Annotated in this window: 14 protein-coding genes; 3 read left to right on the forward strand and 11 right to left on the reverse strand. The window is 49.5% G+C overall.

Annotation, left to right across the window (positions count from 1 at the left end; translation table 11 throughout):
• Position 1: 1 nt before the first annotated feature.
• The 8 genes from LKI20_RS08160 to LKI20_RS08195 form a co-directional block, all read right to left on the reverse strand.
• Positions 2 to 922 (reverse strand): RluA family pseudouridine synthase, encoded by a 921-nt coding sequence (locus LKI20_RS08160; protein WP_291772642.1) that lies wholly within the window; start codon positions 920 to 922, stop codon positions 2 to 4.
• A complete protein-coding gene (locus LKI20_RS08165; protein ID WP_291772644.1) occupies positions 919 to 1,488 on the reverse strand; it encodes a signal peptidase II in 570 nt (189 codons plus the stop codon). The genes LKI20_RS08160 and LKI20_RS08165 overlap by 4 nt, the downstream gene beginning before the upstream one ends.
• Positions 1,489 to 1,513: 25 nt before the next feature.
• Positions 1,514 to 2,782, reverse strand: coding sequence for a DivIVA domain-containing protein (locus LKI20_RS08170; protein ID WP_291772647.1), 1,269 nt, complete (start codon positions 2,780 to 2,782; stop codon positions 1,514 to 1,516).
• Positions 2,783 to 2,880: 98 nt separating this feature from the next.
• Complete coding sequence (locus LKI20_RS08175; protein WP_291772651.1) at positions 2,881 to 3,162, reverse strand: YggT family protein; 282 nt, start codon at positions 3,160 to 3,162, stop codon at positions 2,881 to 2,883.
• Positions 3,163 to 3,421: 259 nt separating this feature from the next.
• Positions 3,422 to 3,886, reverse strand: a complete 465-nt coding sequence (locus LKI20_RS08180) for a cell division protein SepF (RefSeq protein WP_291772654.1) — start codon at positions 3,884 to 3,886, stop codon at positions 3,422 to 3,424.
• 18 nt (positions 3,887 to 3,904) lie between these two features.
• Positions 3,905 to 5,086 (reverse strand): cell division protein FtsZ, encoded by a 1,182-nt coding sequence (gene ftsZ, locus LKI20_RS08185; RefSeq protein WP_291772658.1) that lies wholly within the window; start codon positions 5,084 to 5,086, stop codon positions 3,905 to 3,907.
• A gap of 131 nt (positions 5,087 to 5,217) precedes the next feature.
• Positions 5,218 to 6,315 (reverse strand): tRNA dihydrouridine synthase DusB, encoded by a 1,098-nt coding sequence (gene dusB, locus LKI20_RS08190; protein WP_434734955.1) that lies wholly within the window; start codon positions 6,313 to 6,315, stop codon positions 5,218 to 5,220.
• 67 nt (positions 6,316 to 6,382) lie between these two features.
• Positions 6,383 to 7,900: a glycine--tRNA ligase gene (locus LKI20_RS08195; RefSeq protein ID WP_291772663.1), complete on the reverse strand. Its 1,518-nt coding sequence runs from the start codon at positions 7,898 to 7,900 to the stop codon at positions 6,383 to 6,385.
• Between the two features lie 317 nt (positions 7,901 to 8,217).
• Here LKI20_RS08195 and LKI20_RS08200 point away from each other — a divergent pair, with 317 nt between their 5' ends.
• From LKI20_RS08200 to LKI20_RS08210, 3 genes are read left to right on the forward strand one after another with little or no spacing between them, the layout of a single operon-like run.
• Entirely contained in the window at positions 8,218 to 9,129 is a 912-nt protein-coding gene (locus LKI20_RS08200; RefSeq protein WP_291772665.1) for a hydroxyethylthiazole kinase, read from the forward strand.
• 45 nt (positions 9,130 to 9,174) lie between these two features.
• Entirely contained in the window at positions 9,175 to 9,948 is a 774-nt protein-coding gene (locus LKI20_RS08205; RefSeq protein ID WP_291772668.1) for a thiamine phosphate synthase, read from the forward strand.
• Positions 9,949 to 9,974: 26 nt separating this feature from the next.
• Positions 9,975 to 10,328: a thiamine-binding protein gene (locus LKI20_RS08210; RefSeq protein ID WP_291772671.1), complete on the forward strand. Its 354-nt coding sequence runs from the start codon at positions 9,975 to 9,977 to the stop codon at positions 10,326 to 10,328.
• A 102-nt stretch (positions 10,329 to 10,430) separates the two neighbouring features.
• Here the strand turns inward: LKI20_RS08210 and LKI20_RS08215 are convergent, their stop codons facing one another.
• The 3 genes from LKI20_RS08215 to LKI20_RS08225 all read right to left on the reverse strand — a co-directional run bounded on the left by LKI20_RS08215 (position 10,431) and on the right by LKI20_RS08225 (position 13,740).
• Positions 10,431 to 11,222 (reverse strand): isoprenyl transferase, encoded by a 792-nt coding sequence (locus LKI20_RS08215; RefSeq protein ID WP_291772675.1) that lies wholly within the window; start codon positions 11,220 to 11,222, stop codon positions 10,431 to 10,433.
• 2 nt (positions 11,223 to 11,224) lie between these two features.
• Positions 11,225 to 11,986, reverse strand: coding sequence for a DNA repair protein RecO (recO, locus tag LKI20_RS08220; protein ID WP_291772677.1), 762 nt, complete (start codon positions 11,984 to 11,986; stop codon positions 11,225 to 11,227).
• Positions 11,987 to 12,099: 113 nt separating this feature from the next.
• Positions 12,100 to 13,740: an alpha/beta hydrolase family protein gene (locus LKI20_RS08225; RefSeq protein WP_291772680.1), complete on the reverse strand. Its 1,641-nt coding sequence runs from the start codon at positions 13,738 to 13,740 to the stop codon at positions 12,100 to 12,102.

The following is a 13,740-nucleotide window of genomic DNA, read 5'->3' on the forward strand; positions in this document are numbered from 1 at the left end:
CTCATAGCTGTGGTTTTTTGCTAATGGCGGCAAGCGCGTGTTGCAAATCTTGAGGATACGTGGAATCCACACGAGTCCACATATGCGTTCTAGGGTGTCGAAATTCAAGTCGCATAGCATGCAGCCACTGTCGATCGAGCCCCAATTCTTCAGCCAATCGCGGATTGGCCCCATACATGTGGTCACCAACAAGAGGGTGCCCTATCGAGGAAAAATGAACGCGTATCTGATGAGTCCTGCCAGTTTCGAGGTTCACACTCACCAATGTTGCTGTGCCTAGACGTTGCAGAACATCCCAATGAGTGATTGCTGCCTTCCCAGCAGGCGTAACTGTAAAACGGAAATCTGACACTTTCGCTCTACCAATCGGCGCATCGATCGTCGCTTTATCTTCGTGCAAATTGCCTTGCACTAGCGCATGGTAAGTTTTCACCACTTCATGCTCAGCGAATTGCCTGCGCATTTCTTTATAAGCCAGTTCTGATTTACAAACCAGCATGAGACCGCTAGTACCAACATCGAGACGACTAACAATGCCTTGACGTCCAGCTGCGCCATAACTAGTGATATGCACCCCTCGCTCAAGCAGGCTGCCGAGCACCGTCGGACCAGTCCAACCGACCGAAGCGTGAGCCGCAACGCCCACAGGCTTATCAACTACTACGATATCGTCATCCTCATAGACCACAGCCATATCGTTGGCTATTGGTTCCTTATGCTCTGGCTGACGCTCAATATTGAGGTCTACTAAGTCACCACTACGCAGAGTTTTCGATTTTGAAATCTCTCGATCAAGCAAACTCGCTTGGCCGGAATCGATGAGTTCCCCAGCTTTCGCTCGAGAAATCCCAAGCATTTTTGACAAAGCAACATCAATACGTTTACCAACTAATGCATCAGGCGCGGGGAGAATCTTGCTCATTGCATATCAGGCTGAATATGCCTGTCCTTTGCAGCATTCGTGGTGCTATCACCAGTAGCGCTCTCAACTTCATTGCCAAAAGGTATACCAGTAAACAGCAACACGACTATACCAATGCCGGCAACCATCAGAATGATGTCAGCAACATTGCCAATTGACCATCCATAATCAAGAAAATCAACCACTTTACCGTTGAGGAATCCGTCGGCATACACAATACGATCAATAAGATTGCCCATAGCGCCCGAAAAAGCCAATGCTAACAGCAAGGTCCACCACACAGAGGTAGTCCTGAGCAAGAGCACAATAAATGCAACACACGCCACGATAGCAACGATGGAAATTACCCAGGTTGCGCCAGATCCCAAACCCAGAGAAGCTCCAGGGTTGCGAAGCAAACGAAGCGAAAGGATGCCCGGGATAACCTTCACCGTGGTACCGTCAGAAAGCTTTGCCAAGGCTAAGGCTTTAGTGATTTGATCTATGCCGAGCGCAATAGCTGCGACGCATGCAAAGACGGCTACGCGTGTGCGCAGCCGCCTTACAGTATTTCCCTTAAGGGACATGAATCATGACCTCGCTGGTCTTGAATCAGTGCTTTGAGTCATTGGACCCTTCAGCAGCCTGATATGAGTTGGTATCAGAAACTTGGGAGACCAACTGGCCGAGGAACTCGGTAAGCCTGCTCCGGTACTCAGATTCGAACTGCTTAAGACCCTGAATATTGCCCTCGATGACCTTAGACTGCGTAACAAGCTTGTCCTTAACACCGGCAGCATATTGGTCGGCCCCAGTACGGGTTTCCTTGTCGTACTGCTGAGCGCGCTTCTGAACTTCGGACTCGTAGGTATCAGCTTCTGCACGTGTGTGCTTGCTGTAGATATCAGCGTCACTACGGGTCTTAGTTGAATACGCATCAGCTTCAGAGCGCACTTGTGCTGAGTAGTTGTCAGCATCTGTATGCGTGCGCTTGGCGTACTCGTCAGCGGCAACATGCGTTCTGTTGGAATACTCGTCCGCCTTTGCAACCGAAGCATCGTGCTTGGACTGACCATCAGCGATAAGCTCTGCACCCTTGGCTTTGCCCTTGTCAACATACTGGTCATGCAGCTGCATAGCCAGAGTCAACATAGCTGTAGCACGCTCAGGCTCAGAGTTTGCATCCGCTCCTGCGCCTGCAATCTTCTTCAAGCTGCCTGTTTCAGTAGAAGGCTCCATCTTGGAGACCTGCTGACGAAGCTGCTCTTCGCGTTGCTTTGATTCATCCAGCTGCTTGGAGAGGTTTTGGCTCGCACCAGACTGCTGCGAAAGCTGCTGCTGAAGCTGAACGACCTGCTGTTGTGCGGCAGATAGTTGCTGCTGAAGGCCCTCACCACGGCTTCTAAAGGAGTCGCGCTCTTGCTGCACAGCGGTGAGCTGATTAGCCAGTGCTTCGGCATCATTGCCTTTGGCTGCCTGAGCCGTAAGCTGATCGATCTGATTATTAAGCTGATCAACCTGTTGCTTCAGCTGCTCGTTCTGCGTTGCCAGCGTCTGAACACGCTGCTCTGCCTCAGCAAGTTTCGCTGTTCCCTCAGCGGGACCATCGGACTTGTTTGGAGCCGACTTGAGTGTCGCGTTCTCCTTCTGCAAAGATTCGACCTGAGCAGTCAACTCCGAAATCTTCGAGTTCAACTTCGCCACATCTGGGCCAAGTGACTGAGTCGATGCATCATTCTGCATCGCCTGCCTACCAAGCACCTCTACTGTTTCAGCAACCTCATCCAAGAAGTCATCGACTGCGTCCTTGTCGAAGCCCTCCTTAAACCTGACTACTGGGATGTAGCGCTCCCTAATGTCTTTTGGCGTCAATAGAACCATTGAAATTCCACCCCTTTCGGGCAACATGCGCTCGCATTGTTGGTTTCCTTCTCAGAATGCTAGCACGCACACTCGCCGTGACCAGTATGATCCGGCGGTTATATGAGCACTCGCAACACAATCAACACGAAGTACAGCACCATAAAGCTCAAATCTAACTGAATAGCACCAAAAGACAGAGGGGGGATATATCTGCGCAACCAACGCAGTGGTGGATCAGTGAGCTTGAACACAATAGAAACTAGCGTTGCCACAAAACCCCTTGGATACCAACGAGGGGACAGCACAAAAACCCAATCCAAGATCATGCGGCATATAAGAATGAAGAGGTATGCGCTGATGATCCAATCGACAATCAAACGAATCAATAAGAGAATCATTGGACAAGACTACCAACACAATCTTGGAGCGAGCAGCACAGCAGCACAGCAACGTGCTCAACATGCAAAAATTCAGCCAACGATCACATCAGATATCTATCAGCCTTAGCTATCGCTACCAACAATGGGCACACCCCACCATGTTGACTGGTGATTTTCGCTGGCCGCAGATAGTCAATTGACAAGAGTCTCACCAGTTCAAAGCGTCATCAATATTAACGATGAGCTATGCACTTGGTGAATACGTCTTGTTGAACACCTATTCCGCGAACAAATCATGTGAAGGTGACTGCCTCTGTGGCTCTTCAACCTTGATATTGACCTGTGCAGGGCTAAGAAGGAAGACACGCGGTGTAACGCGCTCGATTGAACCTCGCACGCCAAAGACCACGCCAGCTGAAAAATCGACAATTCTGTATGCGACAGCCTCGGATACGCCGGTGAGGTTCAACACCACAGGTACCCCATCACGCAAGGCTCTGCCGACCAATTGCGCGTCCTCATAAGACTTAGGGTGAATGGTGGTAATGCGATTCACCCGTCCTTGGAAGGGGCTGGCTTCGCGGGTGTTTGATGTCGAGGAAGACGGGGCAATAGGCGTAACAGAGTGGTCGGAATCGAAGGACGATTCGGAGGACTCCTCCTGCTCGTTTTCTAATTCGTCCTCATCAACCACGTCAGCCATACCCAGATATGACATCGCGTTCTTCATGAAACCTGCCATGTGTGCTCCTTAATCGTCTCAGCGAAGAAAGTCAGGAATATCGAGATCGCCAGGATCCTGCTGTCCTTGTGGGGTCGGAGCTTGCTGCACCACATCATGCTCTGATGTCTCGTCGGAAACGGCTTCATCCTGCGGTTGGCTATCTTTGGCTGGAGCAGCTGTTGTCAGCGGTGGGACCTCTTGAGCGTTACGTTGCGTGGTACGAGCGCTATCGTATTGCTGTGCTTCGTCATCTTTTTTGTTTGGATCAAATCCAGCGGCGATAACTGTTACGCGCACCTCATCACCATAAGAATCATCCAGCGCAAGACCCCAAATAATCTGTGCTTCTGGGTGAATAGCATCTTGAACAAGCTGTGCAGCTGCAGAGGCCTCCTGCATGGATAGATCCGTCGGACCAGCGACGTTAATCAGTGCGCCGTGAGCACCTTCGATGCTCTCTTCAAGCAGAGGTGAGCTGATAGCAATTTCAGCAGCTTGTGTAGCTCTGTCTTCACCCCGTGCAGCACCAATACCGAATAGTGCAGTACCGGCGTCTTTAAGAATTGCAGTCACATCAGAGAAATCAACATGAATATATGAGTTCATGGTGATGAGATCGGTGATACCTTGTACTCCAGCCAGTAAAGCAGTATCGGCCGTTTTGAATGCATCGATCACGCTGACGGTGCGATCCGAAAGATCCAAAAGGCGATCGTTCGGAATAACGATAAGAGCATCAACTTCTTTCCGAAGATTCTCAATACCTGATTCAGCAGAAGATGCTCGCCGTGGGCCTTCAAAAGTGAATGGACGTGTGACCACAGCGATGGTTAAGGCACCAAGCTGACGAGCAGCACGCGCAACCAATGGGCTCGCTCCTGTACCTGTGCCACCACCCTCTCCAGCGGTAACAAAGACCATGTCTGAGCCTTTAATAGCTTCTTCGATATCTGACTGGTGGTCTTGTGCTGCCTTGGCACCCTTTTCAGGGTCGGCTCCTGCACCTAATCCTCGACTGTTGTTATCGGAAAGCGAGATTTTCACATCCGCTTCCGAACGCAGCAAATCTTTCGCATCGGTATTAACCGCCACGAACTGGACGTTCTGCAGCCCCTCAGCGATCATGCGATTGACCGCATTACCACCAGCTCCTCCGACACCGACGACCTTAATGCTGGTCTTGTCGTTGAAATTGTCAGTCTGGGCAATCTCGCTCACAGTATGCTCCTGTCACTCACGGTTAGACTCACTCTATCGCAGTTACGACGCGCTTCGATGGAAATTTGCGCGTGTTTGCATTGATTTTCTGTCATCTTGCCGCACTTTTCTGTCTTCTCACGCTTTGCCCCTCAATACGATGCATCCATAGGGTCATCTCCGAACAGCGCTTCACGCCCTTCAACAGAGAGCTCTCGAGAATCCAACCAACCGTACGGAAGATGAACTTTTTTTGCATATCGTACCCGCCCTCGGGGCTTATTCGCCATTTCCTCGGGGAAACGCGCATCTGAATCAAGTTCTTGCACATGGCGTTCTATATCTGAGAGCGTTTCAGATTCCATAAAAGCTCTGCGAGTCGTACCACCAACAGGGAAGCCTTTGAGATACCAAGCAATGTGCTTTCGTAAATCGTGAACAGCCATAACTTCATCACCATCGTAAAACTCAGTAAGTAGCCGCGCATGCTGTTCTATGACTGCTCCGACTTCTCCGAGGGTAGGATCAACACGTTCCGGCGAACCATTAAAAGCATTCTTAATATCAGCAAATAGCCAAGGCCTACCCTGACATCCACGACCGATAGCCACACCTGCGCAACCTGTCTGCTGCATCATATCGAGAGCATCCTGCGCTCCCCAAATATCTCCATTGCCAAAAACAGGAATGGTCAGGGCCGCTGCTAACTCGGTGATGCGATGCCAATCTGCGTGCCCACCGTAATATTCCGCCGTCGTTCGTGCATGCAAACTCACCGCTGCGCATCCCTCTTCCTGCGCAATACGACCTGCATCCAGATACGTTTCATGCTCATGATCGATGCCCACACGAATCTTCGCGGTTACTGGAATACCAGCAGGTTCACACACACGAACCACACGGCGTATCAATTCTGCAAACACATCAAGCTTCCACGGTAAGGCAGAACCGCCACCACGACGAGTAACCTTCGGCACAGGGCAGCCAAAGTTGAGATCGACATGATCAGCCATATGCCCGTCAACAACTATCTGTGCAGCCTGTTGAACAATTCCTGGATTGACTCCATAAAGCTGTAAAGATCTCGGATCTTCGCTAGGAGCGAAACGACATAAACGGAATGCTTTGGGATTGCGAGCGACTAAAGCTCTAGCCGTTATCATCTCTGCGACATATAAACCTTGAGGGCCGTAGCTCTCGCACAACAATCGAAAAGGCCAATTTGTCACACCAGCCATTGGCGAAAGCATCACAGGTACAGGAACATCCAAAGAACCTAGCTTAATGCCCTGTACCGTAAACGCCTGTTGAGAAGAATCAGTAATTGCCACCAGCTTCGGCCACCTTCACTGGGGCAGATTCATCCTGTCCCGCTTCTTTATTGACATCCATTGCTCCATCAGCAGCCTGCAATCCAGTTATAGAAGCAGGACCCTCCGGATACTTCACACGCTTTTCCTTGATGCGATCATTGACGAATTCAGCGACCTTGTCAAGAGAAATACGCTGCTGTTCCATGCTGTCACGGTCACGAACTGTAACGGCTTGATCATCAATCGTATCGAAATCAACGGTGATGCACACTGGTGTACCAATCTCGTCTTCTCTACGATAACGACGTCCTATAGCACCCGCTTCATCGTAATCAATCATCCAGTCATGCTGGCGAAGGTCAGCAGCAAGATTGTGTGCAATTCCTTGTAATGCTGGTTTCTTAGATAGTGGCAGCACCGCAGCTTTCACTGGCGCGAGCCTTGGGTCAAGGTGCAATACCGTGCGCTTATCCACGCCACCCTTAGTGTTTGGCGCTTCGTCAATGTCATAAGCATCCACCAAGAATGCCATCAGCGAACGGGTAAGGCCAGCAGCAGGCTCAATAACGTATGGGATGTACCGCTCGCCAGTTGCTTGGTTGAAATAGCTCAAATCCTCGCCAGAATGCTCAGCATGCGAACTCAAATCGAAATCAGTGCGGTTCGCCACACCCTCCAACTCACCCCACTCGGAGCCTTGGAATCCAAAGCGATACTCAAGATCAACGGTTCGCTTAGCATAATGAGCTAGTTTTTCCTTCGGATGCTCATAGTGACGAAGGTTCTCTGGATTTACACCCAAATCTGTGTACCACCTGGTGCGGGTGTCAATCCAGTACTGATGCCATTCTTCATCCGTGCCTGGCTCCACAAAAAACTCCATCTCCATCTGTTCAAACTCGCGTGTGCGGAAGATGAAGTTTCCTGGGGTTATCTCATTGCGGAAGCTTTTGCCCATATTCGCGATACCGAAAGGAGGCTTTGAACGTGAAGAACCCATCACGTTCTTGAAATCAACAAAAATACCTTGAGCGGTTTCTGGTCGAAGATAATGCAGGCTGTGGTCGTCCTGTACCGGACCAAGATGCGTTTGCAACATCATATTGAAGTCGCGTGGTTCAGTCCAGTTACCTTTAGTACCGCAATCTGGGCACGGAATATCTTTCAAACCATTCTCGGGCGCATGACCATGCTTTTCCTCGTAGGCCTCTTCTAAGGTGTCGGCACGATGGCGTTTATGACATGATAAGCACTCAATTAATGGGTCGTTAAACACCGATACGTGACCAGAAGCGATCCACACCGGAGTAGGAAGAATTACCGAAGTATCAACGCCTACGACGTCACCTCTGGTAATGACCATCGAACGCCACCACTCGCGTTTGATATTGTCTTTTAGCGCTACTCCAAGAGGACCATAATCCCACGCTGAGCGTGTGCCTCCGTAAATCTCCCCTGCGGGGAACACGAAGCCACGGCGCTTCGCAAGGGACACCACTGCATCGAGTTTGGATTCAGCCACGGAACACCTTCTGTTGAGAGTTTTTCAAGGGTTTTGACTCGATAGAGTCTATAGCGAGACTCTGACACCCTTTCAAATACATCATTTAGAGATAACTGCAATAAAAGTGCAGATAAATATCGAAAAATGTGGTCCATAACTGCACTTTTATTGCAGTTATCTCATTTCCTGGCCGAATGCGGGCTGTCCAAGGGATTTCTTATGGTTCAAGAGCACATGCAGGGGCACTCGGAAGAGTTGAGATGGCACGATGTCACGACGGCATTATGTCAGTCCCTTCGAACCTGTTGGTTAAGACCATCGTAGGGAGACATGAAATGTCTGATACCGCTTCATCCACTACATCAACACCGTTGGAAGCCGACCATCCAATCCGTAAGGCGATTGAACAGGCCGCTCGTCTAGTGCGACAACGCACACCACTGGCACAATCTTTCACGAATTTCGTCACCATAAATTTGGTAGCCAACGCTCAACTAGCTGTTGGCGGCACTGCTGCCATGAGTTACCTTCCTAACGATATCGCAGACGTGAGTGCCATTGCAGGAGCAACCTACATTAATGTGGGCACCTTGCTGCCTTTCTTCGCCACAGCACTCCCCCAAATAGCCAAAGAGCTGAACGCCTCCGCCAAACCTTGGGTGCTAGATCCAGTGGCAGCAGGACTCGGCAAAACACGTACCGCTATTTTGCAGTCATTTAAAGAGAATCCTCCAACGATTGTGCGAGGCAATGCCTCAGAAATTATTGCACTTACCCACATATGGAATTTGGATGTGGCCTCTGAATCTACCCTACGAAGCGATGAAACAACCCGTCCAGCAGGTGTCGAGTCTGTTGACGAGGTCGATCAGGCACAGGATGCGGCATTGACTCTGGCGCGTTTCCTCTCTTCACACAGTTCCACAGGCACAGCTGCGGTTGCAGTGTCTGGTGCAGTTGATTTGGTAACTGATGGAGCCGACGTATATCGCCTTCCTGGTGGCAGCGAGATGATGACAAAAATTACAGGAGCAGGATGCTCACTCGGTGGAGTAACCGGCACCTATCTGGCCGTGAGTGAAGCGCTGACTGCGGCAATCGCAGCTTCAGTTCATTTCAACTGCGCCTCTCACCTTGCAGCAGAGACAGCAGCAGGACCAGGCACATTCCAGAGCGCATTCTTGGATGCCCTATGGAACACGAGCGCAACTGATATCGCCCAAGGTGCGATTCTTCTCTCCAACTAGTGATTTCGGCGATAGCCTTCAATCGCTGACATACAAAGGACAATAATGACTTCGCAACACTCTTCTCCGCAACATTCTTATTCACAGCAGTCCACGTCCTCGCAATTTCCTTCTATGCGTAACAGCTTCGACTTGTCGGCATATTTGGTGCTCGGCCCAGATGACACTCACGGCCGCAAGGTCGAGGACATTGTGGCAGCGGCATTACGCGCAGGCATCAGCTTTGTACAGTTGCGCGCTAAACATTCAGATGCCTCAGAGATTATTGATATGGCAAAAAAAATTGCTCAGGCCATAGCTGATGCGGGCAAGAGTTCTACCGTTCCATTGGTTATCGATGACCGTCTGGATGCAACGTGGCAAGCTCGATGTGAAGGCATTAAAGTCGATGGCGTACATGTTGGACAAACTGATATCAGTGTGGAATACTGTCGCAAATTGCTGGGACCCGACGCAATTGTTGGCTTATCAGCAAATACAGAACACCTGATTGACATCATTAACGCCCTGCCTGCGGGAGTCATTGATTATGTTGGCGCTGGTCCCGTGCATCCAACCACAAGCAAACCCGATGCAGGTATTGACGAGCATGGCGTTGCACATAATCTTGAAATTGAGGGTATTAGAAGATTATCCGAAGTTAGTAGCTACCCCGTTGTAGCAGGTGGTGGAGTGACAGTCGACGACATGCCTGCATTGGCACAAACCAAAGTGGCAGGGTGGTTTGTCATTTCAGCTATCGCAGGCAAGTCAGACCCAGAACTAGCTACAACACAACTCATTGAAGCTTGGAACAGCGCAAAACATCAACAATCTTGAAATCAACAAACACCAAGGAGACCAGCATGGAATCACCTACAGAACAACACCACTCAGATAGTGACAAGCCCTATATCAATACTGTTGCTGCTTTATGTATTGCGCCAAGTGGGGTTGGCGATGAATTATCAGAATATGTCGCACAAGCAGTGGCCACCATTCGCGACTCTGGTCTCCCAAATGAGACCAATGCAATGTTCACCAACATCGAGGGCGACTTGGATGAAGTTCTAGCGGTCGTAAAAGATGCCACTATGAAGCTCGCTGGCCAGGGGTATCGCACCGGAGTCACACTGAAACTCGATATTCGGCCAGGTTTTACAGGCCAGCTCACCCGCAAACCACAATTAGTAGACGAAATCCTCAATAAGCAGCAATAACCGCAGCCCAAATAACAGATAACTGCAGCAAAATGACAGTTCTAGAGCAACATTGGCAATGAATTGCTCTCCTCTTGGTGCAGTTATCGGTTATTTATGACGTTATGCCTTGACTCCACCGAAACGACGATCTCGGTGAATGTAATCATCTATAGATCTCCACAGCACGTCACGCCCACAGTCCGGAAACAACTCTGGCACGAAGTCGAGTTCAGCATATGCAGCTTCCCAAGGGAGAAAGTTGCTCGTGCGTTGCTCGCCTGAAGTACGAATTACCAGATCACAATCAGGAATATCAGGGTTATACAGATGCTCAGCAATCATCTTCTCTGTAACCCTGCCGCCCTTAATTTTGCCAGATGCCACTTCTTTGGCGATTGCACTCGCCGCGTCAGCTATTTCTGCACGACCTCCATAATTGATGCAAAATACTACATCAATCACTGAATTATTCTTGGTCCGATCCATAGCGACTTCTAGTTCGTCAATTACAGATTTCCATAATTTGGGTCTGCGCCCTGACCAACGAACTCGCACGCCCCACTCATCCATCTGCGCCACACGCCTATGAATAATGTCACGCGAAAAGCCCATTAAAAATCGCACTTCAGCTGGGCTACGCTTCCAATTCTCAGTAGAAAAAGTATACAGACTCAAATAACGAACACCAGACTCAATAGCACCCGCAATCGTATCGAAAACCACTGGCTCCGCTGCCTGATGACCCTTTGTACGTTCTAAGCCACGCTGCTTAGCCCAACGCCCATTACCGTCCATAATCACGCCTACGTGACGAGGTACGGCATTCTTTGGAAAATCAGGGATGCGAGATGGTTCGGAAAAGGGTGCTGCCGGTATATCCAATGAAGTGTAATCAACCTGTTCAAAGCTCATGGTCACGAATCTAACAAGCGTAGTGAACGAATCGGCCGCTCAAGATAATATTCGCCCCATTCCTCAACAATACGTGCGCATAGTGGGTCAATTGCAACTCTCTCACCGTGCCTGCCGTGCTCAGCAGTTTCACCGGCAACATCCAAAACAGACCAGTCACCATGAACTAATGCGTTCAGCACTGTGCAACTATGAGCAGATATACGCCTAGCCTCCGGCGTCCGGTCATTGCTACACATCACACCTCCAGCAGGAACAGAGAAAAAATCTAAACCTTCTCGCCTGCCACACACCACACAGGAGTCACATCGTGGGAACCAGCCAGCAAGAGCTAATGAGCGCATCACATAGGAGGCACTAATCAGCTCAGGACGGTGACGGTGCCTAGATAAGGATGCCAAAGCGGCCACCAGTAAGGAATATTGATCCTTCGCTGACTCGTGCTCACTACTGAGCAGTTTATTAATCGTTTCAAGAATGACTGAGCCATTGGTATACAAGTCATAATCACCACAAATCAAGTCTGCATAAGGCATAATGCTGGCGGCTTGAGTAATTCTATCCAGAGTTCTTCCCTCGGCAATCAGCACATCCGTGCGCATAAAAGGTTCAAGCCTTGCGCCAAATTTCGATTTCGTACGTCGTACCCCTTTAGCAACTGCACGAATCTTTCCATGTTCCCTGCTGAGCAAGGTGATGATGCGATCTGCCTCGCCTAACTTAACTGTGGTGAGCACTACTGCTTCATCACGATATGTGACCACTGCCCACCTCCCTGTAGCTTCTGACACTACCGCACTGACTCTCACTGTGGAGATAGCAGGGAAGCAGATTCGTCTATTTGCCTAATCCAGTACTTGCCTAATCCAGCATTCGTTTAATACACAAATAATCCCCAAAATGCAAAAACCAGCAGAATACAGAACATCGCCAGCGTAGTAATTACGAATAATGCACGGCCAAGTCTGGTCGAAGCCAATACTGGTTTGCTCTTCTGCTGTGCTATAGCAAGCTTCTCCTCAGCACTCAAACCTGCTGCATCTTGGTGTATCGACGTGAGTCCACGCAAAGAAGCGACTTCAAATAGACGCCCAAAAATTCTCGACCAAGCCCATACTACTAATGTGGAGACAATTTGAATTACTGGCCAACTCCAATAAATCATGCCAGCAGGCTCTGGAGCCCCTCCCCAAGCAAGTTTAACTACCCCGACAACCACCTGCCCTAATCCTGAGATAAAGAGCAACAAGGTAGCCAAAGTAGTGCCTGTAATCAACAGCAAGATACCGCCAAACCCATGTACAAAACCTAGTGCATGCCCCTTGTGCTTAACAATGTGCTTGATTTTGCTCCCTAAAGCAACCAGCGCTAGCACAATAGACGCCAAAATAAATAGGATAGCAGCTACATGAACCCCGATCATGTACACCGTCAGAGTGGGGCGCGCATGCAAATCGCTCGGCACCGCGATGGATTGACGAATCGTTTCTCCTGCTACACGCTCCGAAGTCTGGGTAAGATTATTGACCTGACCTATAGCCCAATCCGTCACATCTTCGGGATAATGGTCTGCGAGTGGGGTACCTGACTGTGCCTCATCACCCAATCGCAACACATGGTTAGCTATAGGATAATTACGAACCGTCACATTCCAATTATTCGCTTGATGCGCAAGTTTAAGTATCTCTTGAGTTCCTTCGACTTGGGCTGTCATGACGTCTTTGGAACCATATGCCACAAATGTCGGAATTGCGTATGCGCTTGCGCGCATAGTGTCTATATCAATGTTATCTAAGTTAAAAAGAGCTGCGTCAGTGCTAAAGAGTCGTCGCACAATGGACTGGTAGCCTGGATTAGCTCCTACCAATGCAAAGTCCTGAGCCGCCAGAAAACCTAGAGAATGCCTGGGAGAATTCACCATCGGACTAAGCAAAATTTGGAAAGCAATCTTGGGATCGTCCTGAAGCAAATATGCACTAATCCACGTGCTCTCACTGGTGGCGTAGATACCCACTTTTTCAGAATCCACATTACTTTGATTCCGAAGGTACTGCACAGCCTGGTCGTAGGCTTTAGCAGAAGCAGGATAATCACGGTTGACGTCGCTGGTATTCCACACCGGCTTGTCTATCACCACAGTCACGAAGCCTGCTGACGATAGAGTCTCTGCTACATCGCCAAAGGAGTTATCGCTGGTGCCATATCCCGCACCATGCATAAATACAATGGCAGGTAACTTCCCGCTGGCCCCTACAGGCTCTCGTATGAGCATATTAATGTTTTGCTTATCGCCCGTGGATGACTGTGTGGCGACGAATGACTCGTGGTGTTCCTTAACTTGATAATCACCGTCTTTTGCCAAATGCACGTTATCAGGATTATTGAAAGTGACACTAGTGTCGGAAGACAGCGTAGCAACACTTTGATTCGTTGGCTCATTTTTCCAAGGAACAGTGGTGATGTGTGAGACGGATGTGAGAATACCAATCATCATAATGAAAATGGGAAGGCTTACCAT

This window comes from Bifidobacterium sp., from assembly GCF_022647885.1.
GTDB lineage: Bacteria > Actinomycetota > Actinomycetes > Actinomycetales > Bifidobacteriaceae > Bombiscardovia.

What these genes read in the sequence shown, in the direction of transcription:
- LKI20_RS08160 (WP_291772642.1), bottom strand. Translation starts at nt 922, where the DNA reads ATGAGCAAGATTCTCCCCGCGCCTGATGCATTAGTTGGTAAACGTATT.
- LKI20_RS08205 (WP_291772668.1), top strand. Translation starts at nt 9,175, where the DNA reads ATGACTTCGCAACACTCTTCTCCGCAACATTCTTATTCACAGCAGTCC.
- LKI20_RS08210 (WP_291772671.1), top strand. Translation starts at nt 9,975, where the DNA reads ATGGAATCACCTACAGAACAACACCACTCAGATAGTGACAAGCCCTAT.
- LKI20_RS08180 (WP_291772654.1), bottom strand. Translation starts at nt 3,886, where the DNA reads ATGGCAGGTTTCATGAAGAACGCGATGTCATATCTGGGTATGGCTGAC.
- LKI20_RS08200 (WP_291772665.1), top strand. Translation starts at nt 8,218, where the DNA reads ATGTCTGATACCGCTTCATCCACTACATCAACACCGTTGGAAGCCGAC.
- LKI20_RS08225 (WP_291772680.1), bottom strand. Translation starts at nt 13,740, where the DNA reads ATGGTAAGCCTTCCCATTTTCATTATGATGATTGGTATTCTCACATCC.
- LKI20_RS08175 (WP_291772651.1), bottom strand. Translation starts at nt 3,162, where the DNA reads ATGATTCTCTTATTGATTCGTTTGATTGTCGATTGGATCATCAGCGCA.
- LKI20_RS08170 (WP_291772647.1), bottom strand. Translation starts at nt 2,782, where the DNA reads ATGGTTCTATTGACGCCAAAAGACATTAGGGAGCGCTACATCCCAGTA.
- LKI20_RS08165 (WP_291772644.1), bottom strand. Translation starts at nt 1,488, where the DNA reads ATGTCCCTTAAGGGAAATACTGTAAGGCGGCTGCGCACACGCGTAGCC.
- dusB (WP_434734955.1), bottom strand. Translation starts at nt 6,315, where the DNA reads ATGCTTTCGCCAATGGCTGGTGTGACAAATTGGCCTTTTCGATTGTTG.
- LKI20_RS08215 (WP_291772675.1), bottom strand. Translation starts at nt 11,222, where the DNA reads ATGAGCTTTGAACAGGTTGATTACACTTCATTGGATATACCGGCAGCA.